Annotated in this window: 30 protein-coding genes; 25 read left to right on the forward strand and 5 right to left on the reverse strand. The window is 56.7% G+C overall.

Features of this window, described 5'->3' with window-relative positions:
* Positions 1-154: 154 nt before the first annotated feature.
* The 4 genes from J4772_RS10115 to J4772_RS10130 are packed head-to-tail and all read left to right on the forward strand — an operon-like array spanning position 155 to position 3,555.
* The gene (locus J4772_RS10115) at positions 155-1,192 is read left to right on the forward strand and encodes a metal ABC transporter substrate-binding protein (RefSeq protein ID WP_209075125.1); all 1,038 of its coding nucleotides are present in this window, start codon (positions 155-157) and stop codon (positions 1,190-1,192) included.
* Between the two features lie 44 nt (positions 1,193-1,236).
* The gene (locus tag J4772_RS10120; protein ID WP_209075126.1) at positions 1,237-2,007 is read left to right on the forward strand and encodes a metal ABC transporter ATP-binding protein; all 771 of its coding nucleotides are present in this window, start codon (positions 1,237-1,239) and stop codon (positions 2,005-2,007) included.
* A 6-nt stretch (positions 2,008-2,013) separates the two neighbouring features.
* Positions 2,014-2,817 carry a metal ABC transporter permease gene (locus tag J4772_RS10125; protein ID WP_209075127.1) on the forward strand — a complete coding sequence of 268 codons (804 nt, stop codon included), beginning with the start codon at positions 2,014-2,016 and terminating at the stop codon, positions 2,815-2,817.
* 21 nt (positions 2,818-2,838) lie between these two features.
* Positions 2,839-3,555 carry a cytochrome c biogenesis CcdA family protein gene (locus tag J4772_RS10130; protein WP_116058855.1) on the forward strand — a complete coding sequence of 239 codons (717 nt, stop codon included), beginning with the start codon at positions 2,839-2,841 and terminating at the stop codon, positions 3,553-3,555.
* Here J4772_RS10130 and splB read toward each other — a convergent pair.
* The gene (gene splB, locus J4772_RS10135) at positions 3,548-4,612 is read right to left on the reverse strand and encodes a spore photoproduct lyase (RefSeq protein ID WP_209075128.1); all 1,065 of its coding nucleotides are present in this window, start codon (positions 4,610-4,612) and stop codon (positions 3,548-3,550) included. The genes J4772_RS10130 and splB overlap by 8 nt on opposite strands.
* Positions 4,613-4,761: 149 nt before the next feature.
* Here splB and mntR point away from each other — a divergent pair, with 149 nt between their 5' ends.
* Together mntR and J4772_RS10145 are read left to right on the forward strand one after the other, a co-directional pair.
* The gene (gene mntR / locus J4772_RS10140; RefSeq protein ID WP_116058857.1) at positions 4,762-5,184 is read left to right on the forward strand and encodes a transcriptional regulator MntR; all 423 of its coding nucleotides are present in this window, start codon (positions 4,762-4,764) and stop codon (positions 5,182-5,184) included.
* Positions 5,185-5,360: 176 nt separating this feature from the next.
* Positions 5,361-6,302, forward strand: a complete 942-nt coding sequence (locus J4772_RS10145) for a patatin-like phospholipase family protein (RefSeq protein WP_209075129.1) — start codon at positions 5,361-5,363, stop codon at positions 6,300-6,302.
* Between the two features lie 109 nt (positions 6,303-6,411).
* Here the strand turns inward: J4772_RS10145 and J4772_RS10150 are convergent, their stop codons facing one another.
* Together J4772_RS10150 and J4772_RS10155 are read right to left on the reverse strand one after the other, a co-directional pair.
* Positions 6,412-6,723: a hypothetical protein gene (locus tag J4772_RS10150; protein WP_209075130.1), complete on the reverse strand. Its 312-nt coding sequence runs from the start codon at positions 6,721-6,723 to the stop codon at positions 6,412-6,414.
* A gap of 50 nt (positions 6,724-6,773) precedes the next feature.
* Complete coding sequence (locus J4772_RS10155) at positions 6,774-7,742, reverse strand: DUF1385 domain-containing protein (protein ID WP_116058860.1); 969 nt, start codon at positions 7,740-7,742, stop codon at positions 6,774-6,776.
* A gap of 190 nt (positions 7,743-7,932) precedes the next feature.
* Here J4772_RS10155 and J4772_RS10160 point away from each other — a divergent pair, with 190 nt between their 5' ends.
* The 5 genes from J4772_RS10160 (at position 7,933) to J4772_RS10180 (ending at position 12,104) form a co-directional block, all read left to right on the forward strand.
* The gene (locus tag J4772_RS10160) at positions 7,933-8,445 is read left to right on the forward strand and encodes a YqhR family membrane protein (RefSeq protein ID WP_116058861.1); all 513 of its coding nucleotides are present in this window, start codon (positions 7,933-7,935) and stop codon (positions 8,443-8,445) included.
* A 145-nt stretch (positions 8,446-8,590) separates the two neighbouring features.
* Complete coding sequence (gene aroQ / locus J4772_RS10165; RefSeq protein WP_116058862.1) at positions 8,591-9,043, forward strand: type II 3-dehydroquinate dehydratase; 453 nt, start codon at positions 8,591-8,593, stop codon at positions 9,041-9,043.
* Positions 9,036-10,109, forward strand: a complete 1,074-nt coding sequence (locus J4772_RS10170) for a M24 family metallopeptidase (RefSeq protein WP_116058863.1) — start codon at positions 9,036-9,038, stop codon at positions 10,107-10,109. The genes aroQ and J4772_RS10170 overlap by 8 nt, the downstream gene beginning before the upstream one ends.
* Before the next feature lie 34 nt (positions 10,110-10,143).
* Complete coding sequence (efp, locus tag J4772_RS10175) at positions 10,144-10,701, forward strand: elongation factor P (RefSeq protein WP_116058864.1); 558 nt, start codon at positions 10,144-10,146, stop codon at positions 10,699-10,701.
* A gap of 149 nt (positions 10,702-10,850) precedes the next feature.
* Positions 10,851-12,104, forward strand: coding sequence for an aspartate kinase (locus tag J4772_RS10180; RefSeq protein WP_209075131.1), 1,254 nt, complete (start codon positions 10,851-10,853; stop codon positions 12,102-12,104).
* A 160-nt stretch (positions 12,105-12,264) separates the two neighbouring features.
* Here the strand turns inward: J4772_RS10180 and J4772_RS10185 are convergent, their stop codons facing one another.
* Together J4772_RS10185 and J4772_RS10190 are read right to left on the reverse strand one after the other, a co-directional pair.
* Positions 12,265-12,726: a DUF441 domain-containing protein gene (locus J4772_RS10185; RefSeq protein ID WP_209075132.1), complete on the reverse strand. Its 462-nt coding sequence runs from the start codon at positions 12,724-12,726 to the stop codon at positions 12,265-12,267.
* A 99-nt stretch (positions 12,727-12,825) separates the two neighbouring features.
* Complete coding sequence (locus J4772_RS10190; protein WP_116058867.1) at positions 12,826-13,650, reverse strand: phosphosulfolactate synthase; 825 nt, start codon at positions 13,648-13,650, stop codon at positions 12,826-12,828.
* Positions 13,651-13,824: 174 nt separating this feature from the next.
* Between J4772_RS10190 and J4772_RS10195 the strand changes: the two genes are divergently transcribed.
* The 14 genes from J4772_RS10195 (at position 13,825) to J4772_RS10260 (ending at position 23,553) form a co-directional block, all read left to right on the forward strand.
* Positions 13,825-14,088: a YqhV family protein gene (locus tag J4772_RS10195; RefSeq protein WP_371822842.1), complete on the forward strand. Its 264-nt coding sequence runs from the start codon at positions 13,825-13,827 to the stop codon at positions 14,086-14,088.
* A 94-nt stretch (positions 14,089-14,182) separates the two neighbouring features.
* Complete coding sequence (gene spoIIIAA, locus J4772_RS10200) at positions 14,183-15,349, forward strand: stage III sporulation protein AA (RefSeq protein WP_209075133.1); 1,167 nt, start codon at positions 14,183-14,185, stop codon at positions 15,347-15,349.
* Complete coding sequence (spoIIIAB, locus tag J4772_RS10205) at positions 15,342-15,869, forward strand: stage III sporulation protein SpoIIIAB (protein ID WP_116058869.1); 528 nt, start codon at positions 15,342-15,344, stop codon at positions 15,867-15,869. Before spoIIIAA ends, spoIIIAB begins: the two co-directional genes overlap by 8 nt.
* Before the next feature lie 64 nt (positions 15,870-15,933).
* On the forward strand, positions 15,934-16,137 hold the full coding sequence (spoIIIAC, locus tag J4772_RS10210) for a stage III sporulation protein AC (RefSeq protein WP_094050916.1): 204 nt from the start codon (positions 15,934-15,936) through the stop codon (positions 16,135-16,137).
* A gap of 10 nt (positions 16,138-16,147) precedes the next feature.
* Positions 16,148-16,537: a stage III sporulation protein AD gene (gene spoIIIAD / locus J4772_RS10215; RefSeq protein WP_094050917.1), complete on the forward strand. Its 390-nt coding sequence runs from the start codon at positions 16,148-16,150 to the stop codon at positions 16,535-16,537.
* Between the two features lie 67 nt (positions 16,538-16,604).
* The gene (gene spoIIIAE, locus J4772_RS10220) at positions 16,605-17,789 is read left to right on the forward strand and encodes a stage III sporulation protein AE (RefSeq protein WP_371822892.1); all 1,185 of its coding nucleotides are present in this window, start codon (positions 16,605-16,607) and stop codon (positions 17,787-17,789) included.
* Between the two features lie 27 nt (positions 17,790-17,816).
* Complete coding sequence (locus J4772_RS10225) at positions 17,817-18,548, forward strand: stage III sporulation protein AF (RefSeq protein ID WP_247741184.1); 732 nt, start codon at positions 17,817-17,819, stop codon at positions 18,546-18,548.
* 13 nt (positions 18,549-18,561) lie between these two features.
* Positions 18,562-19,212 carry a stage III sporulation protein AG gene (gene spoIIIAG / locus J4772_RS10230; protein ID WP_209075136.1) on the forward strand — a complete coding sequence of 217 codons (651 nt, stop codon included), beginning with the start codon at positions 18,562-18,564 and terminating at the stop codon, positions 19,210-19,212.
* A 49-nt stretch (positions 19,213-19,261) separates the two neighbouring features.
* Positions 19,262-19,906, forward strand: a complete 645-nt coding sequence (locus J4772_RS10235; RefSeq protein ID WP_209075137.1) for a SpoIIIAH-like family protein — start codon at positions 19,262-19,264, stop codon at positions 19,904-19,906.
* Between the two features lie 253 nt (positions 19,907-20,159).
* A complete protein-coding gene (gene accB / locus J4772_RS10240) occupies positions 20,160-20,654 on the forward strand; it encodes an acetyl-CoA carboxylase biotin carboxyl carrier protein (protein ID WP_116058874.1) in 495 nt (164 codons plus the stop codon).
* 19 nt (positions 20,655-20,673) lie between these two features.
* The gene (gene accC / locus J4772_RS10245) at positions 20,674-22,029 is read left to right on the forward strand and encodes an acetyl-CoA carboxylase biotin carboxylase subunit (protein ID WP_116058875.1); all 1,356 of its coding nucleotides are present in this window, start codon (positions 20,674-20,676) and stop codon (positions 22,027-22,029) included.
* A 145-nt stretch (positions 22,030-22,174) separates the two neighbouring features.
* Entirely contained in the window at positions 22,175-22,582 is a 408-nt protein-coding gene (locus J4772_RS10250) for an Asp23/Gls24 family envelope stress response protein (protein ID WP_116058876.1), read from the forward strand.
* A 161-nt stretch (positions 22,583-22,743) separates the two neighbouring features.
* Positions 22,744-23,307 carry an alkaline shock response membrane anchor protein AmaP gene (gene amaP / locus J4772_RS10255; RefSeq protein WP_116058877.1) on the forward strand — a complete coding sequence of 188 codons (564 nt, stop codon included), beginning with the start codon at positions 22,744-22,746 and terminating at the stop codon, positions 23,305-23,307.
* 15 nt (positions 23,308-23,322) lie between these two features.
* A complete protein-coding gene (locus tag J4772_RS10260; protein ID WP_116058878.1) occupies positions 23,323-23,553 on the forward strand; it encodes a DUF2273 domain-containing protein in 231 nt (76 codons plus the stop codon).
* The last annotated feature ends 14 nt before the right edge of the window (positions 23,554-23,567 follow it).

Genomic DNA, 23,567 nt, shown 5'->3' on the forward strand with positions numbered 1-23,567 from the left:
GGGCGATGCTTTTTTTCCAGGTTCAGCGTAAAATTGGCGATCCTGTTCTGAAAGACGCTGGTCAATTCTACGAGAAATATAAAGTTGACAGAGGGCGGATAGCGGCCTATAATCGGATCTGTTAATAAAAACGATTACGATTAAGGGGTCTATCATGAAGAAATTATCTTTTCAGCTAACATTGATCATAGCGTTGAGCGTTTCCGTAGCGCTTTTGGCCGGGTGCGGCAAGGACGATACCTATACGCAGGAGGAAGGCAAGGTCAATGTGGTTACGAGCTTTTACCCGCTGTATTTCTTTGCGAAAGAGATTGGCGGAGAGCACGCCCACGTCGTGAATCTAATCGCAGCAGGAGTCGAGCCGCATGAATGGACGCCGAAGAGTCGCGATCTGGACGCCGCCTCTAAGGCGCAGCTATTTCTTTATAACGGTGCGGGCCTGGAAGGCTGGGTCGACGGCTTTCTGAAGGGGCTCGGATCGGGCAGTCAGGTGCTGACGGTGGAGGCAAGTCAAGGAATCGAGCTGATCCAGGGCAACCCGGAGCACGGGCATAAGCACGAAGGCGAGCAAACGGACGCAACGGGTACGGAGGCCGAACACAGTCACGAGGGAGAAGAAACGGACCACGATCATGAGGGCGAGGATGCCGAGCACAGCCACTCCGATCTGGACGTCGATCCGCACACATGGACCAGCCCTCGCTCGGCGCTGGTGATGGCAGCCAACATTCGCGACGCGTTTGTGAAGGTGGATCCGGAGAACGCAGCGGCGTATGAGAGCAACTATTCCAATCTGGAGAAACAGCTGCGCGAGCTGGACGATATATTCACTCAGGAGTTGGCCGGATACAAGCGTCGCGACATCGTCGTCTCGCACCAAGCATTCGGATATCTGTGCCGGGATTACCAGCTGAACCAGATTGCCATTATGGGGCTGTCCCCAGAGGCGGAGCCAAGAGCGCAGGATTTGCTGGAAATCGCCAAGTTCGTGAAGGATAACGGCATTCCGTACATTTTCTTTGAGGAGCTTGTATCCGAACAGCTTGCCGATACGTTGGCCAGAGAGGCGAAGGTGGATACGCTTGTGCTTAATCCGCTGGAGGGTCTCACCCCGGAGCAGGAAAAAGCGGGAGACAATTACTTTACGCTGATGGAGCGCAATCTGAAAAACTTGCAGAAGGCGCTGCAGTAATCTAACATAAAGAGATGGATACAAGCAGGAAGGAGGGGCTGCGCATGGAAGCAGCGGCAAGCATGGCGCAAACTGGTTGTCACCGCGAGATCGTCAATCTAAGCGGGGTATCGTTCTCGTACGACAACCAGCCGATTTTGCAGGATGTGAACTTCCGCATTATGGAGCGCGATTTCGTCGGACTGATCGGCTCCAACGGAGCGGGCAAAACAACGCTGCTAAGGATGATCGTCGGCCTGACCCGTCCGCATAAGGGCGCAGTCTCGCTGTTCGGAACGCCTGCGGCTCGATTTAAGGACTGGAACCTGATCGGCTACGTTCCCCAACGAAGTCATTTTAACCCGTTGTTTCCCGCTACGGTTAAGGAAGTCGTGTTGTCCGGACTTTACGGCAGAAAGAAGCTGTTCCGCCGCGTAACCAAGGAAGACGTCGCCCGCTGCGAAGATGCGTTGAGAGCGATGAAGATCGAGGAACTTGGCAACAAGCGGATCGGCGCGTTATCGGGCGGACAGCAGCAGAGGGTGTTTCTGGCGCGTGCGCTGATCAACAATCCGAAGCTGCTTATTTTGGACGAGCCGCTTACCGGCATCGATGTCGAGACGCAGCAGAACTTTTTCCAGATGATCAAGCATATGCACCAAAGACACAATATTACGTTCCTGATGGTGTCGCACGATATGGACATGGTTCGCTCCTATTTGGGCGAGGAACCGAAGGAAAGAAGCGGCAAGCTCAGCTTCTACGTGCGTCACTCCCATGACCTGGAAGATTGCCAGGGGACGGATTTGCTGCACTCGTTGCGGAAAGAAGGGTAACCGGGATTGGAACTTTTATCGGCTGAATTTTTCCAGAGGGCTTTGATCGGAGGCGCCTTGATCGCGATAACCGCTCCGCTGATGGGGCTGTTTCTCGTGCTCAGGCGCTTGGCCATGATCGGGGACACGCTGGCCCATGTTAGCATTGCGGGTGTCGCGCTCGGCTTCTTGATAAACGTATACCCGGTCGCGGTAGGGCTGCTGTTTGCGATTGCCGCCTCGTTCGGGATCGAAATGCTACGCAAGATGTACCGGACTTATGCGGAGCTGTCGATCGCCATCATTATGTCGGGAGGAATCGCGCTCGCCTCGCTGCTGTTTACGATGGGGAAAGGGTTTAATCTTAGCGTAACCTCGTATTTATTCGGAAGTATCTACACGCTTGATTATACGGACATTTATGTCATTATGGGCGTGACGGTTATCGTGCTATCGATGGTGCTCATTCATAAGAAAGAGTTGTTCCTGCTGACGTTCGACGAAGACGCGGCGGCGGTGAGCGGTTTGCCTATGAAGTATTTTAATATTATGCTAAGTATATTAACCGCTCTTGTCATCAGCGCGGCAATCAAGATTGTCGGCGCGCTGCTCGTATCCGCATTGCTGACGATTCCGGCCGCCTGCAGTCTGGCGCTGTCGCGCAGCTTTAAGCAAGCCGTCATTATTGTCGTAATCATCGGTGAAGCGGCAGTGCTTGCCGGGCTGTGGATCGCCGGCGTCGCCAACCTTGCTCCGGGAGGAACGATCGTGCTGCTGCTTATCGGCATTCTGGCGGTGTCGGTGGCTTCAACGAAGTTAATTAGAACCTAGGTTCAGGAGGGGATATACGCAATGGCGGACTTAAACGTCGGAATCGCCTTCGCCGCCGGCTTGGCCTCATTTATCTCGCCGTGCTGCCTGCCGCTCTACCCGGCGTATCTATCTTACATAACCGGCGTATCCGTCAATCAGATTAAGACGGATACGAGCCGGAGCATGCGAATGAAGACGATGACCCATACGTTTTTTTTCATCCTTGGCTTTTCCGTCGTGTTCTTCGCGCTGGCATACGGCGCCAACGCGTTTACCGATGCTTTCCGGGATTATCAGGATACGATTCGTAAAGTTTCAGCCATCTTCATTGTGCTGATGGGCTTATTTCTTATGGGGATTTTTCAGCCGCAGCTGCTGATGAAGGAACGGAAGCTGAATATGAAATGGAAGCCCGGCGGCTACTTGGGCTCGTTCGTCTTCGGAATCGGCTTCTCCGCCGGCTGGTCGCCCTGCGTCGGTCCGATTCTCGGCTCGATCTTGCTGCTGGCCGCCAGCAATCCCGGAACCTGGGTCGGACTGACGACGGCGTATTCTCTTGGTTTCGCCCTGCCGTTTTTCGTTCTGGCTTTCTTCCTCGGCACGGCCAGATGGATTCTGAAATATTCGAACATGCTTATGAAAATCGGCGGCGTGCTGATGATCGTGATGGGCGTATTGCTGTTCACCGACAAAATGACGCAAATTACGATTTGGCTGCAGAGCATTACCCCCAAATGGCTGTTCGATATTATGTGAAGTATTCGATCCGAGCTTGGGGAAAATGCTCGAAGATGCGCTCCGTGATCCATTCGCGGAGCGCTTCGGCTTGTTCGTCGGGGTACACATATTTGTGTTGTCCCCAGCGTCCCCACTTTTTTTTGCGTTTCGCCTCGTCCATCTCCAGCTTGGACTTCGGGTATCTCTTCTCGATGACCGTCTTGGCCGTCTTGGTGAAGCGGTGCTGAATAAGCTCGAAAGTCAAGTCTTTCGTCGCTTCGGCCGGCAGCTCCTTCGCAAGCTTGTCGAACAGTTCGGCGTAGCCCTCGGGCCAGCCCTCGTACCAAATAATCGGCGCGACGATAAAGCCGAGCGGATAACCCGCCTTGCCGATCCGGCCGGCGGCCTCAATCCGTTCATGAAAACGGGAGGTTCCCGGCTCAAAGTTGCGGATGACGTAATCCGCGTTGACGCTGAAGCGGATGCGCGTATGGCCGTTGTGCCGCAAGGGAAGCAGCGAATCAATATGGTGATATTTGGTTACGAAACGGAGTCTGCCTAACGGCTGATCGGCCATGAATTCGATCGTTTCCGCCAGCGAGCCGGTCAGATGCTCCAACCCGACGGGATCTGACGTGCAAGCAGCCTCGAATCGGGTGAGCTCGGGGGCGCGCTCGTCAATGTACGTTTTGGCGGCTGCGAAGATGTTTTCCGTATTCACGTAAACCCGAATATAGGGCTTGGCTCCCAGCGTCGTCTGCAAATAGCAATAATGGCAGTGTCCCATACACCCCGTCGCCAAGGGCAGGGCATATTCGGCAGACGGCTTGGACGTGTCGAATTTGAGCGTTTTGCGGAGACCGACGACCAGCGTACGCTTGGCCGTTTTGTACTGCTCCAGCACCGTGTCGCCGGGCAGGTTCGTGATCCGGTTGTGGGACGCCGTCGTGCGGTAGGGCAATCCGCGCTCCTTGACCCAGTCGAGAATGCGTTGTCCTTTCGGGTATTCGAGCGCCGCCGGCTCGAAGTAAACGAGCTCGGGCACGAACAGGGCGGTTTCTTTGGTACGGCGGGAAGGGGTATCGGTTGAGGGCATCTTATAACCTCCGTTTCTGTCGGAACGATTCGATCGGTTTATTATGCAATGCGCAAGGCAGCTTAATACTTTCCCTGCCGGGAAACGAGTTCGGACTTGCTCGGTTTGCGTCAAACGGTGTATGATATGGAAGGAAAGGGGGACTAGCGTTGCCTACCCCAAGTATGGAAGATTATTTGGAGAAGATTTACCGCTTGATCGACGAGAAGGGCTACGCCCGCGTCTCCGATATTGCCGAAGGCTTGGAAGTGCATCCATCCTCGGTGACGAAGATGATTCAGAAGCTGGATAAGGATAATTATTTGATTTACGAGAAATACAGGGGCCTTGTGTTGACCAACAAGGGTAAGAAGATCGGCAAGAGACTCGTCGACCGCCATCACCTTCTGGAGACGTTCCTGTCGATTATCGGAGTCCAGGAGGATAAAATTTACGCCGACGTGGAAGGGATCGAGCACCATTTGAGCTGGGATTCCATTACATGCATCGAGTCCCTTGTGGAATTTTTTAACCGCGATCCGTCCCGAGTGGAGGATCTGGTCAAGATTAGGTCCGAGATGGACAGCGAGTAAGCGAAAGTTACGAAGATTCAGCCAAGCAGCCATGCCCGCACGAGGCTCGGCTGCTTTTTGAATGCGCGGAAGTCGGCGTGTTGCTGTATTAGGGAGGTCTCCGAACGCATAGGAATGAAAGCGAGGGCTGGAAGGTAAGGCCGAACAGGCGCGAAGTCCGCGAGGAGGCGGGGCAGTTGGAGACGACCCGAGTAAATGCGGTATTCGAAGGCGGAGGCGTAAGGGGAATATCGTTAGTAGGCGCGGTTTGCGCGGCGGAGCGGCACAACGTCGTTTTTAATCGGGTCGCAGGCGCGTCGTCGGGAAGCATTGTCGCCGCGCTTCTGGCTGCCGGTTATACGGCCGCCGAAATGAAGGCGGCGATCGAACGCACGCCTATTAGCTCTCTTCTGAAGAAAAGCGTCTTCCCCGCAGTCCGTCTCTTCCTACGCAAAGGACTCTATTCCGGCAAGTGGCTGGAGCTCTGGATCGCGGAGCTGCTCGAGGCCAAAGGCGTTCGGACGTTCAGCGACCTGCCGGACGGCAAGCTGCGGATTATCGCTTCGGATATTACGAACGGCAGACTTCTCGTTCTTCCCGGCGACATTGCGCAGTACGGCGTCGCGCCGGAGCTATTCTCCGTCGCCAGAGCGGTGCGGATGAGCACGAGCATTCCGTATTTTTTCGATCCGGTTATTTTGCGTCAACCGTTTAAGGAGCGTCAAAAACAGGCGGCGCTTTCGAAGTCTTCCTATGTCGTCGACGGAGGCTTATTAAGCAATTTTCCGCTGTGGTTGTTTCAGCACGACACTTCGTCCGATCCGGCCGTTCCGGTGATCGGCTTCCAAATGGTCGGGCGCTCCGATGCGCATCCTCATCGAATCAACGGTCCGGTTTCGATGTTTCAGGCGATATTCGAAACGATGCTCAGCGCGCACGATGAAAGATATATTGAGAAGAACAAAGCGATCCGCACGATTAAAATTCCCACCTTGGGCGTCGGAGGTACGCAGTTCAATTTGTCTCCGGAGAAAAGCGAGGCGTTGTACCGTTCAGGACTGGATGCGGGGGAAAAGTTTTTTCAAAGCTGGGATCGCAAGCTGGGAATGCTGAAGGTGACGATATCCAAAACGAAGTAAGTTGCGCGTCAGAGTTTGTTAGATAGGTTGGAGGGTAAGACAAAGGGGCTGCTCGATCGGCACTGGATCCCGCACGGGTTCCGGCCGATCGAACAGCCCCTTTATCTGTTTAGTGATAGCGCGGAGGTTCGTCATCCCGGTTTTTCCGGCCTTCGATGACGGTGAACGGAGAGGCGCGTCTTCGTTCCGACTTAGAGGCGGCGCTGCGAAAATCCGGACGCGGTCTCTTGGAGGGCGGTTGTTTCTTCTGAAACAGCTTCCTCCATCTATCCGGCGGAAATTTGTACAGCAGAAACACGATTGCCGCGAGTCCCAGCGGAATTGCCCACGAATCGACGGAGCCCTGCAGTAAAGTCGTGATCACTCCGATCGCCATAAATGCGAGCACGACGGCAAACCAGGGTTGAATTCGATTTCTCATGCGCATCCTCCTCAGGATACCTCAATGATCTTGACTGGCGAACAGCAGAATCAAGCTTGCTTCGCAAGCGCAACGCGAGGGGTGGAAATCTCTGCGTCGAGCTCTCTCATCCGGTTGAACGAAGCGATGGAGACCGCTACCTGCTCGTCGTTAGGCTCCTTGGTCGTCAGAAGCTGCAGCCACAAACCGGGGGCTCCCAGCCACTTCAAAACCGGAATGTCCCGAAGCGCATTCGTCCATCTCAGTACTTCGTAAGAGACGCCAAGCACGAGCGGGAGCAGCAGGATGCGTTGGATAATACGTTCGGCCATCGTGTCCCACGTAAAGAAGGAATAAATAATGACGCCGACGATGACGGTGAAAATGATGAAGCTGCTGCCGCATCTGTAGTGAAGCCGGCTGAACTTCTGAACTTTCTCGACCGTAAGTTCCGATCCCGCCTCGTAAGCGCTGATGACCTTGTGCTCGGCGCCGTGATATTGGAACAGTCGCTTGATCATTGGAGTTTGCGAAATGAACCATAGATAGGCGAGCAACAGGATGATTTTAATGACGCCTTCAAGCAGGTTATGCATAATTTTATTCTCAAAAGCTTGGCTGAAGATCAGTCCTTCCACGAAAGCCGGAACGACAGTGAAGATGAGCTTGCCGACGACGAAGGACAGGATGCCGACAACGGCAACGCCCAGAATCATCGTCAAGTTCCAACGCTGATCTTTCTCTTTTTCCTTCTGCTTGGCCGCTTCTTCCGGCCCGGTCTCGTCTTCTGCGTAGGCTTCGGCGGAATAGGTCAAATGCTGAGAGCCTTTGGCCGCCGATTCGACAATGCCGACGATGCCGCGCACGAACGGAATTTTCTTAATCTTGTTGAGGACGGGTGTGGGCTTCTTGGGCACCTCGAGAAAGGTAATTTGCTGATCCTTGCGGCGAACCGCAGTCACATGGACATGCTTGCCGGCGAACATGACGCCTTCTATGACGGCCTGTCCTCCATAGATCGAGGTAGATGGTTTTGACATGACGGGTCACCTGCTTTGCGAATAACTCTGGAAGCGTACGAAGCTGCGCCCCAAGTAATTCTATTTTACAGGATCGGGGAATAGAAAGCCACTGGGAATGGGGAAAGCTCGTCCCGGCACGGAGTAGCGGGAAGTAGACGGGGCTATACTATACCGGGAATCCGCAATATGACGCGAAGGATGGGATCGCATGACGGGTAGGAACGACCCGGCTCCGACAAGGCCGGTCTTGTACAGTCTGAAGATCGGTTTTTTCGCCGGACTGATCTGGGGATTGCTCCGCTGGTTGGCAACGGGACTCCATTTTACGAAAGTATCGCAGGCTTTTTTGCTTGATCCGTTCGTTCCGCGCGCTTGGCTTGGCGGGTTTTATTGGCAGTTGGGCGGACTTGGCGCGTTTATCGCGATGTCGATACTGGCGGCGGTCCTCTACGTAGCGCTGCTGGGCAAGCTGACGGGGCCTTGGCCGGGCCTTGCTTTCGGAGCGGTCTGGTGGGCGCTCGTATACGCATGGGCCGGGCCCTTGGTCGGAGCTCTGCCGCCGCTTAACCTAATCGGCTGGGATAGCATTGCAACCGATTTCTGCCTGTTCCTGCTTTGGGGCTTGTTTATTGGATACAGCATCTCTTTCGAGCTTCATGACGAAGCCGCGCGAGAGCCGTCTCCCAAGAAGACGCAAGGCTCTCCGCAGCCGTCCTCCTGACCAGAAAAGTCGGAAAAAACTGTAATCCCCCGTTTTCTTGGAAGCCGCAGATATGTTACAATGTCTGATGTACTTGGCCCGTCGGCCCCGGCCGATCCAGTCAACCGGTTGGACGGCGACGGCTGCGAGCGGGAGGAGCGGGACAATGGCAAGCATATTGGTACTGAACGGTCCGAACTTGAACATGCTCGGCATTCGCGAGCCGGACATCTACGGCGCCGTAACGCTGGCGGAGATCGAGAAGCGGCTGCGAAAGCTGGGCGAATCTCTGGGCGTGGAGTTAAGCTTCTTTCAGTCGAATCACGAAGGGGCTCTGCTGGACGAAATTCATGCCGCCTACGGCAAGCACGACGGTATTCTGATCAATCCGGGCGCGCTGACGCATACGAGCTATGCGCTAAGGGACGGGCTCTCATCCGTCGGGCTTCCCGCCATCGAGGTTCATCTCTCGAACATTCATAAACGCGAAGCCTTCCGCCATACTTCGGTGACGGCTGCTGCGGCGCTCGGCCAGATCGCCGGATTCGGAGCGGACAGCTACGAGCTGGGACTTCAAGCGTTATGCCGTCACATCCGGGGAGGGATAACGAATGCCTAATCAGAGGGTCGCCCGTTTGCGCGAAGCAATCGCCCGAACGGAAGCCCAGGCGATTCTCATCACCAATCGCCACAACGTTCGCTACTTGACCGGCTTTACCGGGACATCCGGCGCGGCGCTCATTTCGACCGACAAGGCCGCGTTTATCACCGATTTCCGCTACACCGAACAGGCGGCGGAGCAGGCGCAAGGCTTCGATATCGTGAAGCACGGCGCCGACATGAACGCGACGATCGCCGGGCTGTTGAAGGATTGGAATACGGAGAAGCTGCTGATCGAGGAGCAAGACGTTACGTATTCGGCTTATCTGAAAATGGAAGAGGCTTTCCGACCGGCGAAGCTGCTGCAGTCGAATGGCATCGCAGAGAAGCTGAGGATGACGAAAGACGAGGCCGAGCTGGCTATCTTGCAAGAAGCGGCCGATTTGGCGGACCGGACCTTCGATCATATTCTCGCTTATTTGAAGCCTGGCGTCGCCGAGCGGTCGATCGCCCTGGAGATGGAAATGTTCATGCGATCTCAAGGCGCGGCAAGCTCGTCCTTCGATACGATCGTCGCTTCCGGCGAACGTTCGGCTCTGCCGCACGGAGTGGCCAGCGACAAGATCATCGGGACAGGGGAATTCGTAACGCTCGATTTCGGCGCGTACTACAAGGGCTACTGCTCGGATCTTACTCGTACGGTTGTCGTCGGCAAAGCGAGCGATAAGCACAAAGAGATTTATGCGATCGTACGGGAAGCGCAGCAGCACGCGCTCGATCACCTGCGCCCGGGGATGACCGGAAAAGAAGCCGACGCCTTGACGAGAGATATCATCGCACGTTATGGTTATGGGGAATATTTCGGTCATAGTACGGGACACGGAATCGGATTGGAGATTCACGAATTGCCTAGGCTGTCGCTTACCGGCGATGTCGTGCTGACCCCCGGAATGGTCGTGACGGTTGAGCCGGGCATCTATCTTCCCGGCTTCGGCGGGGTTCGGATCGAGGACGACGTCGTGATGACCGAACGCGGAATCCGCGTTCTGACAAGCTCGCCCAAGCAGTTGATCGAGTTGGACTAATCAAGAGCAGTGTCTCTACAGGAGGAGTATCGAAGTGATTTCTGTCAACGATTTTAAAACAGGCTTGACCATCGAACTGGACGGGGCTCCGTGCACCGTCGTTGACTTCCAGCACGTTAAACCGGGCAAAGGCGCCGCGTTCGTGCGCTCCAAGCTCAAAAACCTCCGCAACGGCAACGTCGTAGAGAAGACGTTCCGCGCAGGCGAAAGCGTCGTTCGCGCCCATGTTGAAAACCGTGCGGTGCAATACCTGTACAATTCGGGCAACGAGTACACATTCATGGACAATGAGACGTTCGATCAGTTCGAGCTGTCCAAGTCGCAGCTGGAGTGGGAGATCAACTTCCTGCTCGAGAACATGACTGTTAACATCTCCAGCTACCAGGGCGAGCTGATCGGCATTTCCATTCCGAACAGCGTCGATCTTAAAGTCGTGGAAACAGAGCCCGGCATCAAGGGCAACACCGCGACGGGCGCTACGAAGAACGCGAAGCTGGAAACCGGCTTTAACGTCCAAGTTCCGCTGTTCATCAACGAAGGCGACGTGCTTACGATCGATACGCGCGAAGGCAGATACGTTTCCCGCGCCTAAGTCGCAGAATGCACCGAATTCCCGATTACGCCTCGCCGGCGGGTCGGGGATTTTTTTTCTTTTTGGGCCAATCGACTTATGCTATAATATAATGCTGTATGCAGAGGTTCTTCAATAGCTTGGAAAGTTAACTGGGGGAGTGACTACCGGTGTCATTGATAGTGATGAAATTCGGCGGAAGTTCCGTAGGCACGACGGAGCGGATGAGCCGTGTCGCGCAGCGGATCGTGGACAAAAAGCTGCAGGGCGACCGGGTTGTCGTGGTCGTGTCGGCGATGGGAGATACAACGGACGATTTGATCGACAAAGCAAGCGAAATTAACGCCAATCCGCCTGCGCGCGAGATGGATATGCTGCTGACGACGGGCGAGCAGATTTCCGTAGCTTTGCTGTCCATGGCTATTCATAAGCTGGGGCATGGCGCGAAATCTTATACAGGCTGGCAGGCCGGAATCGTTACGGAGGCGACCCATGGCAAGGCGAAGATCAGCGACATTTCGCCGGAGCGGATTTTCGCTGCGCTTGACGACGGCAACATCGTCATTGTCGCCGGCTTCCAAGGGATGAGCGAGACGGGAGAGATTACGACGCTTGGCCGGGGCGGCTCGGATACGACGGCTGTTGCGCTGGCGGCGGCTCTGAAGGCGGACATGTGCGAAATCTATACGGATGTCGACGGCATCTATTCCACCGATCCCCGCATTGTCAAATGCGCGAGAAAGCTGGATGAAATTTCGTATGACGAAATGCTGGAACTGGCTCATCTGGGAGCTGCGGTGCTGCATCCCCGTGCGGTCGAATACGCGAAGCACAATAAGGTGAATCTGGTCGTACGCTCGAGCTTTACGAATAACGAAGGCACGCTCGTGAGGGAGGAAGCGGAAATGGAACAAGGAATCGTCGTAAGAGGGATCGCTGCGGATAAAAATGTGGCCCGCATCAGCGTGCTAGGTGTCGAAGACACTCCCGGCGTATTGGCCGATATGTTCGGGGCGCTGGCTCGTAACGACATCAATGTGGACATCATCGTACAAAGCGGCGTACAAGACGGAGGAGCGGACTTCTCGTTTACGGTGTCGGTGGCCGACCGTCAGAAGGCGCTCGACGTTCTTGCCAGCATCAAGTCGGAAGTGCCTTATCGCGAAGCAACGTTCGAGGAAGGTCTCGTCAAGGTGTCGATCGTAGGCGCAGGCATGGTGTCGAATCCCGGGGTAGCCGCGCAAATGTTCGAGGCGATTTCCGACGTTGGCGTTAATATCAAAATGGTGAGCACTTCCGAAATCAAAGTATCCTGCGTGATCGCTGCCGAGCCGCTGCAGGACGTGATTCGCGCGCTTCATACCGCGTTCGGGCTCGATACGGCGGACACCGCGTTCGTCGGCGGACCGTCCGAGCGTCGCTAACGGACAGTAGGGAATTCCATAGATAGCAGAGTTGTGCGAATTGATTATCGATGAGTTAGCGTTGTGTGCATCTATCTCTCTCCGATCGCTCCGGGAGCTAGATGCACTTTCGCTTTTTTGATAATCATGTGCGACTCTCCTTTTTTTCTTACAGTCTCGTTTATTTTCCCGCAAGCAGTTGGACCAGCTTCACAAGGACGGCGGTAATGCCGGCTGCCATCAGCGGGCCGACGGGGATGCCTCGCAGCAGCACTACGCCGACGATCGAGCCGATGACGATGCCGACGATCAGCTGCGGGTCCGATTTGAGCGTGTCCAATCCTCGACTGTTCAGAAAAGCGCCGATCGCTCCTCCAAGCAGGGCGACCCAGCCGACCCAGCCGGAGAAGGCGTCGATAATGTCCTTGGGCTGAATGCGCCCGGCGGCGAAGGGAACAAGCACGGCCAGCGTCAGGAAAAGCAGACCGAGCTCGATGCCTCTTCTTTCGATGACCGGCAGGTAACGATCGAGGTGGGTAAGCTTAACGATTAGAAGGAGGCATGCGGCGGTCGTGATGATCGACGATCTGCCGATCAATCCGATAACGATCAGCGCAACAAGCACGATTTCTCCATATAACACCCGCGTCACACTCCCGATGAACTCCAGATGGTACACGATATGGAACAAGCCTCGCGTTTAGAACGCGAGGCTTGTTCCGGCTGGGGCGACCGAGCGCCTTCAAATCATGTAATCGCTATATGGAGCGCGCTGTAGCTCGAACGTATCCGACCGCAGCCCTCGGCGCATAGCCTCGAGCGCAAGAACATCCTGGAACGGGACGTTGCCCAGATTGACCTCCGAGCCGAGCGCCTTCAACAGTGCGACCTGCTGGTCCTTCAACGGCGCTTCCCAGAGAATGCGCTCTAGGTTCGGCAATGTTTTCCGAATGTAATGAAGGTCTTCCTCCCGACAATCTCCCTTCTCGTCGAACAGGCCGACCCCAAGGCCGGATTCTCGCGCCTCCACCGTTACCAAGTCCGCTCCGCAGGCCAGATCTTGCTCGGCGACGGCTGCGAAGTCGGCGAAGTCGATGCGCGAACCGGGCTGCTTTTTGCCATATTCGGTGAACACTTGCAAGCCGTAGCTTTTCGCTTCCCTGATCAGCTCGCTGCGCTGGCCCCGTTCGAGATAAATCGTGCCGTCCGACACTTCGATTCCGTTAAACCGCAACGCCAGCACCTGGCGGAAGAAACCCGGAACGACATCGAGCTTAACCGCCGCTTCCAGCAGCGTGCCTCCGGGAATAACAACGATTCCGCGTGCGGCGGCGAGCTCGATTTTTTGCCGGATCACGGGAAGCGGGTAGAGCGGCGATGTGCCGAAGCCGAGTTTAACGATATCGATATAATCTCCGGACAAGCTTAGCAGATCCTCAAAGGCGTTCAAGCCTAAGCCTTTGTCCAGCACCATCGTCAGCCCGGTCTGGCGGGGCTTCGCGGCCCTTCGTCCGCTAGGATCGGCCAGCCCGGCGGGCCATTCCGGTTGCAGGGTCGTATTCCGCATGCTCAACTCTCCTCGTTCGCACCAAAGTTGGATAATACCCGAGCAATATATGCGTTAGCCCAGTAAAAGGTGCTCCCCTCTTATTCTCGCAAATCAAGAGACAAGTTATGATGCGAGTCGGCATAGAGTAGAGTAGCGCGAAGAGACCTGGCAATCGATAAGGAGGAATGTTCTGTGGATAAAGCGGCATTCAGCATGGCGATGCTGCGGGTGTTGTCCGGCAGCATCGAATTGATCGCCGCGATTGTCATGCTGCGGCTTAACGACGTTCAGAAGGCGCTGGCGGTCAATTCGATGCTCGCCCTGGTCGGTCCGCTTGTGCTGATTTCTACGACGACGATCGGACTGGTGGGTTTGGCGGACAAGCTGTCGCCTTCCAAGTTCGTCTGGATTCTCGCAGGGGTCGGCTGTCTGATGATAGGAATATTAAGGAAATGAGATTTTCCCGGCGAGGCGGCCAAGCAGGCATAATCCCGCTGTCCAAGCATACATTTGAACAAGCAATGATCCACTGCCGGCGAGAGGGGGAGTCATGTTGCCGCAACTGATCATGGAGCTGTTTCCGGCCTCCTTGCGCTCGATTCTGGAGCGAATGCCGGAGGCGGTCAAGATGTCTCTGGAAGAGATTCGCATTCGCGAGAATCGCCCGCTGGAAATCGGATACGCAAGCCGCTACTCGTTCGCGCGCGAGGACGGCTCGCTAACGGAGCGCAGCGAGGAAGCCTATGCTCCCGGACGCGATCAGTGCCGAGCGCTGCTCGAGAGGATCACCAATCACTCCATCTATGCGGCGGAGGAGGAGCTTCGCAGAGGTTATATTACGGTAGCCGGAGGGCACCGCATCGGGCTTGCCGGCCGAGCGGTGCTGGACGGAGGCGCCGTCTCCCACTTGAAGGATATTGCGGGCTTTAATGTTCGGATTGCGAGGGCTCGCGACGGATTCGGCGCACAAGTGCTGCCGGGACTGCTGGACGTCCCGGCCAGGACGATCCGTCATACGCTGATCGTTTCCCCGCCGCAGCAGGGCAAAACAACGCTGATTCGAGACTTGGCCCGCTGCATCAGTTACGGCAGCTGGCATCATCCTGCGGCGAAGGGCTGGGGCAGTCGCAAGGTCGGCATCGTGGACGAGCGTTCGGAAATCGCCGCCAGCGAGCGTGGAGTTCCGACCTTCGATCTGGGCCCGCGCTGCGACGTGCTGGACGCCTGCCCTAAGGCGGAGGGCATGATGATGATGCTTCGCTCGATGTCCCCCGAGGTGCTAGTCGTAGACGAGATCGGTCGGCCGGAGGATGCCGAGGCGATTCGCGAAGCGATTCACGCCGGCGTGCGCGTGCTGGCGACCGCCCATGCCGCCGATATGGTCGACGTCCTGGCTCGGCCGGCGCTTGGCAGGCTGGCGGCGGAAGGCGCGTTTGGCGCTTATGTCCTGCTGAATAAATCGGGCGGCGGCGTGGCGCATCGGATCGTCGCCGCGGAGGATGCGGAGCGCGAGGCCGCACGAAGCCGACCGCGAGCGGCGGCGGCCATGCCGAGAGACGCTCCCCGATTCGCGGACGCGGACGCGCTTCGGCCTGATGGAACGGTTGCGCCTGGCGCGGCGGCGTTGGGAACGGCCGCACGGGTGACGGTCAAATCCCGCCCGATGCCGGTCATCCGTTCGCCGAACGGCTTGAAGGGAGGGGGCGGCAATGCTTAAGTTCGTTGGCGTGCTGCTCGTGCTGTTCGCCGGAACGATGATCGGGCTGGTGCAATCGGCGCGTTATGCCGCCAGGCCAAGGCAAATTCGCGAGCTGCTCCACGCTTTCCAGCGGCTGGAGACGGAGATCGGCTATGGCCGAACCCCTCTGCCCGAAGCGCTGGCCCGCATCGCGGCGGCCATTCCCAAGCCGTTGTCGGCGATGTTCGCTAGCGTGTCCGCATCGCTTGCGGGAGAAGAGGCGCGTTCGGGCGAGACAGTGAGCGAGTGCTGGGAAAGGGCGGTTCGCGATTTCTGGCCGGCGACGGCGATGAAGCAGCCGGAGCGGGAGGCGGCGCTCAGACTTGGCGCGACGCTGGGTGGAAGCGGCCGAGAGGATCAGTTGAAGCATCTGAAGCTGGCGTTCCATCAGCTTCAGGCCGAAGAGGCGACCGCCCGCGAGGAACAGCGCAAATACGAGAAGCTGAGCCGCAGCTTGGGCATGCTGGGAGCGGCGCTGATCGTCATTCTGATGATTTAGCGGGAACGGACGGTTGCGGCGTGGCGCACTTCGTTGTCGCGGGACAATTTAGGAGGCCATAGCGATGAACATCGATATCAGCACCATTTTCCAAATCGCCGGCATCGGCATTATCGTGGCGATGATCCATACGGTGTTGAAGCAGATGGGCAAGGAAGATATGGCGCACTGGGTTACGCTGATCGGATTCGTGGTCGTGCTGTTCATGGTCGTGCGTATGCTTAACGACTTGTTCCAGGAAATCAAGACCATTTTCCTGTTCCAGTAGGTGGGTTGGGATGGACATACTGCAAATCGTCGGAATCGGGTTTCTCGCCACGGTGCTCATTCTCGTCATCCGGGAGCAGAAGCCGATGTTCGCTTATCTGCTCGCCGCCTTCGTCGGGGTAGGAATTTTCCTTGCTTTCGTGGGCAAGATCGGCGACGTCATCTCCGTATTGGAGGAGCTTGCGGATCGCTCGGGCATTCCTTCGGTTTATTTGAAGACAATGTTGAAAATTATCGGGATCGCCTACATCGCGGAATTCGGGGCGCAGATCGTCCGGGACGCGGGACTGGAAAGCATTGCGACGAAAATCGAATTTGCCGGAAAAATGCTCATTCTCGTCATGGCGGTGCCCATCATCAGCGTAATCGTCGAAACGGTGCTGAATCTGCTGCCGGCTTGACGGACGCGAAGACGGGAGGAACGGGATGAGGCGAACGGGGAACGCATTCGGGCTGTTGCTGCTGGCATTGTTCGCCTTCCTGGTCGCGGATGCTTCGGTCGCGCTGGCGAATCCGGTAGGGGAAGGGGCTCAGTCGTCGATTGAAGGGCAGGAACGCCTGTCCGACGATCTGGCCCGCAAGCAGAGCGAGGAGCTTGAGCTGGGGCGCATCCAGCAATACTGGAGCAACCTGAAGTCGGAGTACGGCGGGTACTTTCCCGAGGGCAAGCTGCCCGAGCTGCGCCAGTTGATGTTTCCCGACGGGGAGAGCTGGAACATCGGTCAGGTGCTGTCCGGTATGGCGAAGTTTTTCCTGCATGAGGTGCTGTACAGCGGCAAGCTGCTCGTCACGATCGTGTTGCTGACCATCTTCACGATGCTGCTGGAAACGATGCAGAGCGCGTTCGAGCGGGGCTCGGTCAGTAAAGTCGCTTACGGCATCGCTTATCTCGTCGTCATCATCCTGGCGGTGAACAGCTTTCGCACGGCGACCGCTTACGCGGCGGACGCAATCGGCAGCATGGTGCAGTTTATGCTGGCGATGGTGCCGCTCCTGCTGACGCTGCTGGCTGGAACGGGAGGCGTGACGTCGGTTGCGGTCCTTCATCCGCTCGTCGTGTTCATGATCCATACGATCGGAACGCTCGTCCATTTGGTCGTGTTTCCGCTGCTGTTCTTTTCCGCGGTGCTGCATCTGGTCAGCGCTATGACCGAAAGGTACAAAGCGACGCAACTGGCCAACCTGCTTCGCAATGTCGGCATCGGCTTGCTGGGCGTTATGTTGACCGTTTTCCTCGGCGTGCTGTCCGTGCAAGGGGCGACGGGAGCGGTGACGGACGGGGTGGCGCTGCGGACGGCGAAGTTCGTTACCGGCAATTTCGTGCCGGTCGTCGGTAAAATGTTCTCAGACGCGACGGATACGGTCCTATCCGCCAGTCTGCTCGTCAAAAATGCGGTCGGTTTGGCCGGGGTTATCGTCCTGATCTTCTTGTGCGCCTTTCCGGCCTTGAAAATATTGACGCTCGCGCTGATCTACAACGTGGCGGGGGCGGTCATGCAGCCGCTGGGAGATACGCCGATCGTGCACTGCCTGCAGACGATCGGCAAGACGCTGATCTACGTCTTCGCCGCCCTTGCCTCGGTCGGGCTAATGTTTTTCTTGGCGGTGACAATCATTCTGACGGCGGGCAATGCCGCCCTTATGATTCGATGAAGGGGAGGCGATCGCCGGTTGGACATCATGAACGGATTGTCGGTCTGGCTGAGACAGGTGATCGCGGTTCTTCTGCTCGCCTCGCTCATCGATCTGCTGCTGCCGAACAAGACGATGCAGCGTTATGTACGACTGGTTGCCGGGCTGTTTATTTTACTCACGGTGGCGTCGCCGATTATTCAGTGGGTCAAGGGGGATTTCGGAAGTCAGTTGGCTCAGGGGCTACAGTCGGTCGAGCAGTCTCCCGAAGGGGCGGGCAGGCAGCTGGCGATGATTAAGGCCGATGGCGCAAAGCTGCGCGACCGCAAAGCGGCGCAGGCGGCCGAACTGGCGGCGGCGAGGCTGGAATCCGAAATCGGAAAAGAAGTAGAGCAGGCCGAAGGCCGCTCGGTTCGACGCGTGAGCGTCGGTCTGGAAAAGGTGTCGGACGGCTCGCTGGCGGTGGTGCAAGTGATGATCGAACTTGAGCCGGAAGCCCCCGGTCGGCCGAGCGGCAGAGGCGGCGGCGCGCATGCGGAGGAGATCCGGGAAGTGGAAGCGGTGGCCGATGTCGAAATCGAGGTCGGGGTTGGGGGCGAAAAAGCCTCTACAGAAGAAGGCGATCGGGCGGTTATCGCCAATGAAGCCGGTGCGGAGCGGGAACTCGACAAGGGCGTCCGGACAAAAGTAATCGCGCTCGTAGCGAACCGCTTCGGTATCGCTCCGGGGATCGTCGAAGTCAAGCTGCCGGACGAAGAGCGAGCCGTTAGGCGAGATTAGGGAGAGATGTGTCATGGCGAATTGGCTGGAGCGGCTCGAATCTTACATCGGCGGGGGGGCAGGGGGACAGCGCAGGGTAAAAGCGTTTCGATGGCTCGTGCTAATCGGCTTGCTCGGCGCGGCGCTGCTGCTCGCGGCTTCTCTGTTCAACGTCAAGACGATCGATCCTTCCAAGTCTCCGGACTTCTCGCCGCCCCGAGATCAGGATCCGCAGCAAGAGGTGTTTCTTGGAGGCGGCGAAGACAAAGACGTCTCGACATTCGCCGATATCGAATCGGAATTCGAAAGCCGGCTTAAGGGGATGTTGGAGAAAATCGTCGGAGTCGGAACCGTCGACGTTCTCGTTACCGTCGACTCTACGGAAGAGACGGTCGTGCAGTTGAACGAGAAGCAGATGCAGACCATTACGGACGAGACGGATCGCAACGGAGCCAAGCGGCACATAACCGACATTTCCAAGGACGGTCAGGTCGTGCTGTACGAAGTTTCTTCGGGCACGCAGTCTCCGATCGTCGTCAAGAAGATCAAGCCGAGAATTCGCGGGGTGATGATCGTCGCCAAAGGCGCGGAGAGCGCCGCCGTCAAGAAGCTGATCGCGGAAGCCGTATCGGGAGGGCTCGACGTACCGATTCATCGCATCTCCGTCGTGCCCCGCAAGACGTAGGGAGTTCCATAAAAGATTTAACATCTAACATACCGGGAGGAATAGAACAATGAACAACAAACGCCAAACGATCTGGCTCGTATCCATGCTTAGCTTAATGGTCATCTTATCCGCTTATTATTTGTTCAGCGAGGACGCTCCGTCGACGAACAAAGCCGCCGGAGGGGCGAATCAGGCGATCGAGGAGGCCGGCAAGGTGTCGGCGACCAATCCCGACGGCGTCACCGTTCAGCAGGTCGATCGAATGACCGACGAGCTGCCGGACGCCGAGACGGGGGCGACGGGAACGGGCGAGGAGATGTCGCCGGAGGATCAGGAAGTGCTTAAAGGAATCGCCAATGCGGTGGGCAACGATCGTCTGGAGCAGATCGCCTACGACAGAATGAACAAAGTGAGCAAGCGGTCGGAAGAGCTGAGCGCGACGATTGGCAATGCGAAAGCGACCCAGGAGGAAGCGACGGCCGCGGCCGAAGAGCTGGATCGTCTGGAAGATCTCGACTTACGGATTACAAGCTTGCAGGAGAAGCTGCTCCAGGAGTTCGACAACGCGGTCGTGGACGAGGTCGATTCGAAGTTTAAGGTTATTGTGCTTAGCGACAAGCTCGAAAAGAAACAGGCGATCGGCATCATCGACCTGGCGACCAAAGAGCTTAACGTTGGCCCCGAACGGGTCAGCGTCCAGTACGTGGATTGATCGGGAATCGGAGCGGCTAGTGCAATAAACGGAGGCGAGGCTGCCTCGGAAGCGGATCTCGCGATCCGTCTCCGGGCAGCCTTCTTTGCGCTTGCAGGTTAGAGCTAATCTTCGGGAGAATACCGAACGAGCCTTATAACCCTTTCCATTTCGAGCGTTTATGGTATAATAATCCCGTTGTGGGTTCGAACAAGCCTTCTCTTCGAACATGCTTTCTTCAGACGGGTGAATCCCGAATCAAGGAGTGACCGAGATGTTTAAGTTGAGCGAAATTAAAGAATTGATCAAATTGGTGGACCAGACGAGCGTGCACGAATTGGAAATCGAAAACGAGGGCGCGCGGCTGTCGATCCGCAAGCCGGGCCGCACCGAGGTTGTCAATGTGCAAGCGCCTTCCTTCCCTACTACATATCTTCCCGCGGCTCCGGTCGCGCACGCTTCGCCCGTAGGGGCTCACGCTGTGCCGGCAGAAGAGGCGAAAGCCGCTCCTGCAGCCGATACTTCCCATCTGAACCGGATCGTCTCGCCGATGGTCGGAACGTTTTATCGTTCGCCGTCTCCAGACGCAGCGCCGTTCGTCAACATCGGCGATCGTGTAACGGATAAGACGGTTGTGTGCATCCTGGAAGCGATGAAGCTGATGAATCCTCTGGAGGCGGAAGTTAAAGGAGAAATCGTGGACATTCTCGTGGAGAACGGACAGCTCGTCGAGTTCGGCCAACCGCTATTCCTAGTCAAGCCGGAATAATCCCGAGGAGGACTTCGCTTTGAAATTCAATAAAATATTGATCGCCAACCGAGGCGAGATCGCGGTCCGGATTATTCGCGCATGCCGCGAGCTGGGCATTACGGCTGTTGCGGTGTACTCCGAAGCCGACAGGGAATCGCTGCACGTGCGCCTGGCCGACGAAGCTTATTGCATCGGGCCGACCGCATCGAAGGACAGTTACCTGAATTTGACCAATATTATGAGCGTCGCCACTCTGACCGATTGCGATGCGATTCACCCCGGCTACGGCTTTCTTTCGGAAAACGCCGACTTCGCGGAAATCTGCGAATCGTGCAATATAACGTTTATCGGACCTTCGTCCGAAGCGATCAGCCGGATGGGCGACAAATCCGTCGCCAAGCAGACGATGAAAGAGGCGGACGTTCCCGTTATCCCGGGTTCCGACGGCCTGCTTGAAGATCTCGACGACGCAGTGCGCGTCGCTCGCGAGATCGGCTATCCGGTCATCATCAAGGCGACGGCCGGTGGCGGCGGACGCGGTATTCGCATCGCGGAGAACGAGGAGATGCTGATCCGGGAAATTACGACCGCTCAGCAGGAAGCGGAGAAGGCGTTCGGCAATGCCGGCGTTTATTTGGAGAAATTTTTGACTGGAATGAAGCATGTCGAGATTCAGATCATCGCCGACAAGCACGGCAATGTGGCGCATCTCGGCGAGCGGGATTGCTCAGTGCAGCGCCGTCGCCAGAAGCTGGTCGAGGAAGCGCCTTGCCCGATTATGACGCCGGAGCTCCGCGAGCGCATGGGCCAAGCGTCGGTTCGCGCCGCCCGCGCCGTGAACTATTCCGGCGCCGGCACGATCGAATATTTACTTGGACCGGACGGCAGCTTCTACTTTATGGAGATGAATACCCGCATTCAGGTCGAGCACCCGGTAACCGAGATGATTACCGGAATTGATCTGATCAAGGAAATGGTCTTCATCGCTCAGGGCGAACCGCTTTCCTTCAAGCAAGAGGACGTCAAGTTTGACGGATGGGCGATCGAATGCCGCATTAACGCGGAGGATCCGGAGCGCAACTTCATGCCTTCCGCCGGACGCGTCGGCTTCTATTTGCCTCCTGGAGGTCCGGGGGTGCGGGTGGACAGCGCGGCTTATCCGCAGTATGTCATTTCGCCGCATTACGATTCCATGGTGGCCAAGCTGATTGTCTGGGCGCCGACTCGCGAGGAAGCGATTGCCAGAGCCCGTCGGGCGCTTAGCGAATTTATCGTGGAAGGCGTCAAGACGACAATTCCGTTCCACATGAAGCTGATGAACCATCCGATTTTCAATAAAGGCACGTTCGATATCAAGTTTCTCGAGGAGCACGACGTCGGTCTCGAAGGCTGACGCCGGCGTCGGTTGCCGGTTTTGGGACAAAAAAAATCGGCCAAGCGTTTGTCATAATAATCCGGGAATGCTATATTTATAAGTAGTGAAGGCGGACGCTCGGACTTACGCGAATAGGTCCGGGATATGGAGGTGGAACTGCGAAATGGAAATGTTAGCACCGGATTTCGAGAGAACGGATCTCGGTACGATCGAGATCGCCCCGGAGGTCATCGAGGTGATCGCCGGCCTGGCAACCGTCGAGGTGGACGGGGTCGCCGGGATGAGCGGGGGCCTGTCGTCCGGCATCGCCGAATTGCTCGGACGCAAGAACCTGTCCAAGGGAGTCAAGGTAGAGGTAGGCCAGAGAGAAGCTGCCGTTGATGTTTCGATTATCGTGCATTACGGTCGCAAAATTCCGGAAATTTCAACCGAGATTCAACGCAACGTCAAGCGCTCGATCGAATCGATGACGGGATTAAACGTCGTGGAAGTCAACGTACATATTCATGACGTTCACTTCAAGACGAGTGAGAAACCCGAAGAAGAAGAATCCCATACACGCGTACGATAATGACGTGCCATACCCGGTTTCCGCAGCGTCGGCAATAGCTTCGGTCTGCGGATGACCGCCCTCTGACGAGAGTTTCCCGTAGGAGACTCTCGTAGAGGCCTTTTTCGCGATCATAAGCGCATCATCGTACCTGGAAACAGGGAACAGGGAGGGCTCATTCGTTGATTAAAGTGTTGGACAGGCTGCTTCTGTTGCTATACAGCTTAGTAATTGCAATTGCCTCGATCGTGGCGATTGTAGCTGCGAGCGGAGGTTTCTCCGTAGAGTGGCTGCAGGAGGTTGTTTCTGATTTTACGGGCGACGTGCGCGTCGTGCAGGCTTCGGTAATCGGAGTATCGATCGTGCTGCTGCTCGTCAGCGTTCGATTCTTGTTCGTCTCCCTGCGTAGAGACGGCAATTCCGCTCCTTCGATTAACCAGCGAACGGAGCACGGAGATATTCGCATCTCGGTTGAGACGGTCGAGAATCTCGCGCTGAAGGCTGCATCCCGCACGCGGGGCATCAAAGATTTGCGCGCTCGAGTCAGAGTATCCGAGGCCGGCCTCGGTATTCTCATCCGGGCGTTCGTAGACGGTGAAAGCTCCATTCCGACATTGTCGGAGGAAATGCAGCGCGCGGTCGCGCAGCAGGTGGAGGAAGCGACGGGCATTCCGGTAGCCGAGGTTTCGGTGTTTATCGCGAATGTGACCCAAGCGCCCGCCACTTTTAAGAGCCGCGTGGAATAGGAGGGCGGACCGCCTATGTGGAAAGCTTGGTTGGAAGCCTACGGCGGCAGAATCGCAGGAGTTGCGGCGGGTCTCTTATTCGGCGTCATCTACTTGATCAGCGGATTTTGGGATATGCTGTTTTGCGCATTGCTCATTGGCATAGGTTATTGGATTGGCAAACAGAAGGACGAACGGCGCGGTCCGATCTTTCCGCTGGAAAGATTGACGGACTGGGTGTCTGACCGTTGGCCCTGGTCGCGATAATCCCTGCGAATGCA

This window comes from Cohnella sp. LGH (assembly GCF_017671885.1).
Taxonomy (GTDB): Bacteria; Bacillota; Bacilli; order Paenibacillales; family Paenibacillaceae; genus Cohnella; species Cohnella phaseoli.

Bases quoted from the DNA above. Each gene is read 5' to 3' on its own strand.
- J4772_RS10115 (WP_209075125.1), top strand. From the start codon at position 155: ATGAAGAAATTATCTTTTCAGCTAACATTGATCATAGCGTTGAGCGTT.
- J4772_RS10120 (WP_209075126.1), top strand. From the start codon at position 1,237: ATGGAAGCAGCGGCAAGCATGGCGCAAACTGGTTGTCACCGCGAGATC.
- J4772_RS10130 (WP_116058855.1), top strand. From the start codon at position 2,839: ATGGCGGACTTAAACGTCGGAATCGCCTTCGCCGCCGGCTTGGCCTCA.
- splB (WP_209075128.1), bottom strand. From the start codon at position 4,612: ATGCCCTCAACCGATACCCCTTCCCGCCGTACCAAAGAAACCGCCCTG.
- J4772_RS10150 (WP_209075130.1), bottom strand. From the start codon at position 6,723: ATGAGAAATCGAATTCAACCCTGGTTTGCCGTCGTGCTCGCATTTATG.
- J4772_RS10155 (WP_116058860.1), bottom strand. From the start codon at position 7,742: ATGTCAAAACCATCTACCTCGATCTATGGAGGACAGGCCGTCATAGAA.
- J4772_RS10160 (WP_116058861.1), top strand. From the start codon at position 7,933: ATGACGGGTAGGAACGACCCGGCTCCGACAAGGCCGGTCTTGTACAGT.
- aroQ (WP_116058862.1), top strand. From the start codon at position 8,591: ATGGCAAGCATATTGGTACTGAACGGTCCGAACTTGAACATGCTCGGC.
- J4772_RS10170 (WP_116058863.1), top strand. From the start codon at position 9,036: ATGCCTAATCAGAGGGTCGCCCGTTTGCGCGAAGCAATCGCCCGAACG.
- J4772_RS10190 (WP_116058867.1), bottom strand. From the start codon at position 13,650: ATGCGGAATACGACCCTGCAACCGGAATGGCCCGCCGGGCTGGCCGAT.
- spoIIIAA (WP_209075133.1), top strand. From the start codon at position 14,183: ATGTTGCCGCAACTGATCATGGAGCTGTTTCCGGCCTCCTTGCGCTCG.
- spoIIIAB (WP_116058869.1), top strand. From the start codon at position 15,342: ATGCTTAAGTTCGTTGGCGTGCTGCTCGTGCTGTTCGCCGGAACGATG.
- spoIIIAC (WP_094050916.1), top strand. From the start codon at position 15,934: ATGAACATCGATATCAGCACCATTTTCCAAATCGCCGGCATCGGCATT.
- spoIIIAD (WP_094050917.1), top strand. From the start codon at position 16,148: ATGGACATACTGCAAATCGTCGGAATCGGGTTTCTCGCCACGGTGCTC.
- J4772_RS10225 (WP_247741184.1), top strand. From the start codon at position 17,817: ATGAACGGATTGTCGGTCTGGCTGAGACAGGTGATCGCGGTTCTTCTG.
- spoIIIAG (WP_209075136.1), top strand. From the start codon at position 18,562: ATGGCGAATTGGCTGGAGCGGCTCGAATCTTACATCGGCGGGGGGGCA.
- J4772_RS10235 (WP_209075137.1), top strand. From the start codon at position 19,262: ATGAACAACAAACGCCAAACGATCTGGCTCGTATCCATGCTTAGCTTA.
- accB (WP_116058874.1), top strand. From the start codon at position 20,160: ATGTTTAAGTTGAGCGAAATTAAAGAATTGATCAAATTGGTGGACCAG.
- J4772_RS10250 (WP_116058876.1), top strand. From the start codon at position 22,175: ATGGAAATGTTAGCACCGGATTTCGAGAGAACGGATCTCGGTACGATC.
- J4772_RS10260 (WP_116058878.1), top strand. From the start codon at position 23,323: ATGTGGAAAGCTTGGTTGGAAGCCTACGGCGGCAGAATCGCAGGAGTT.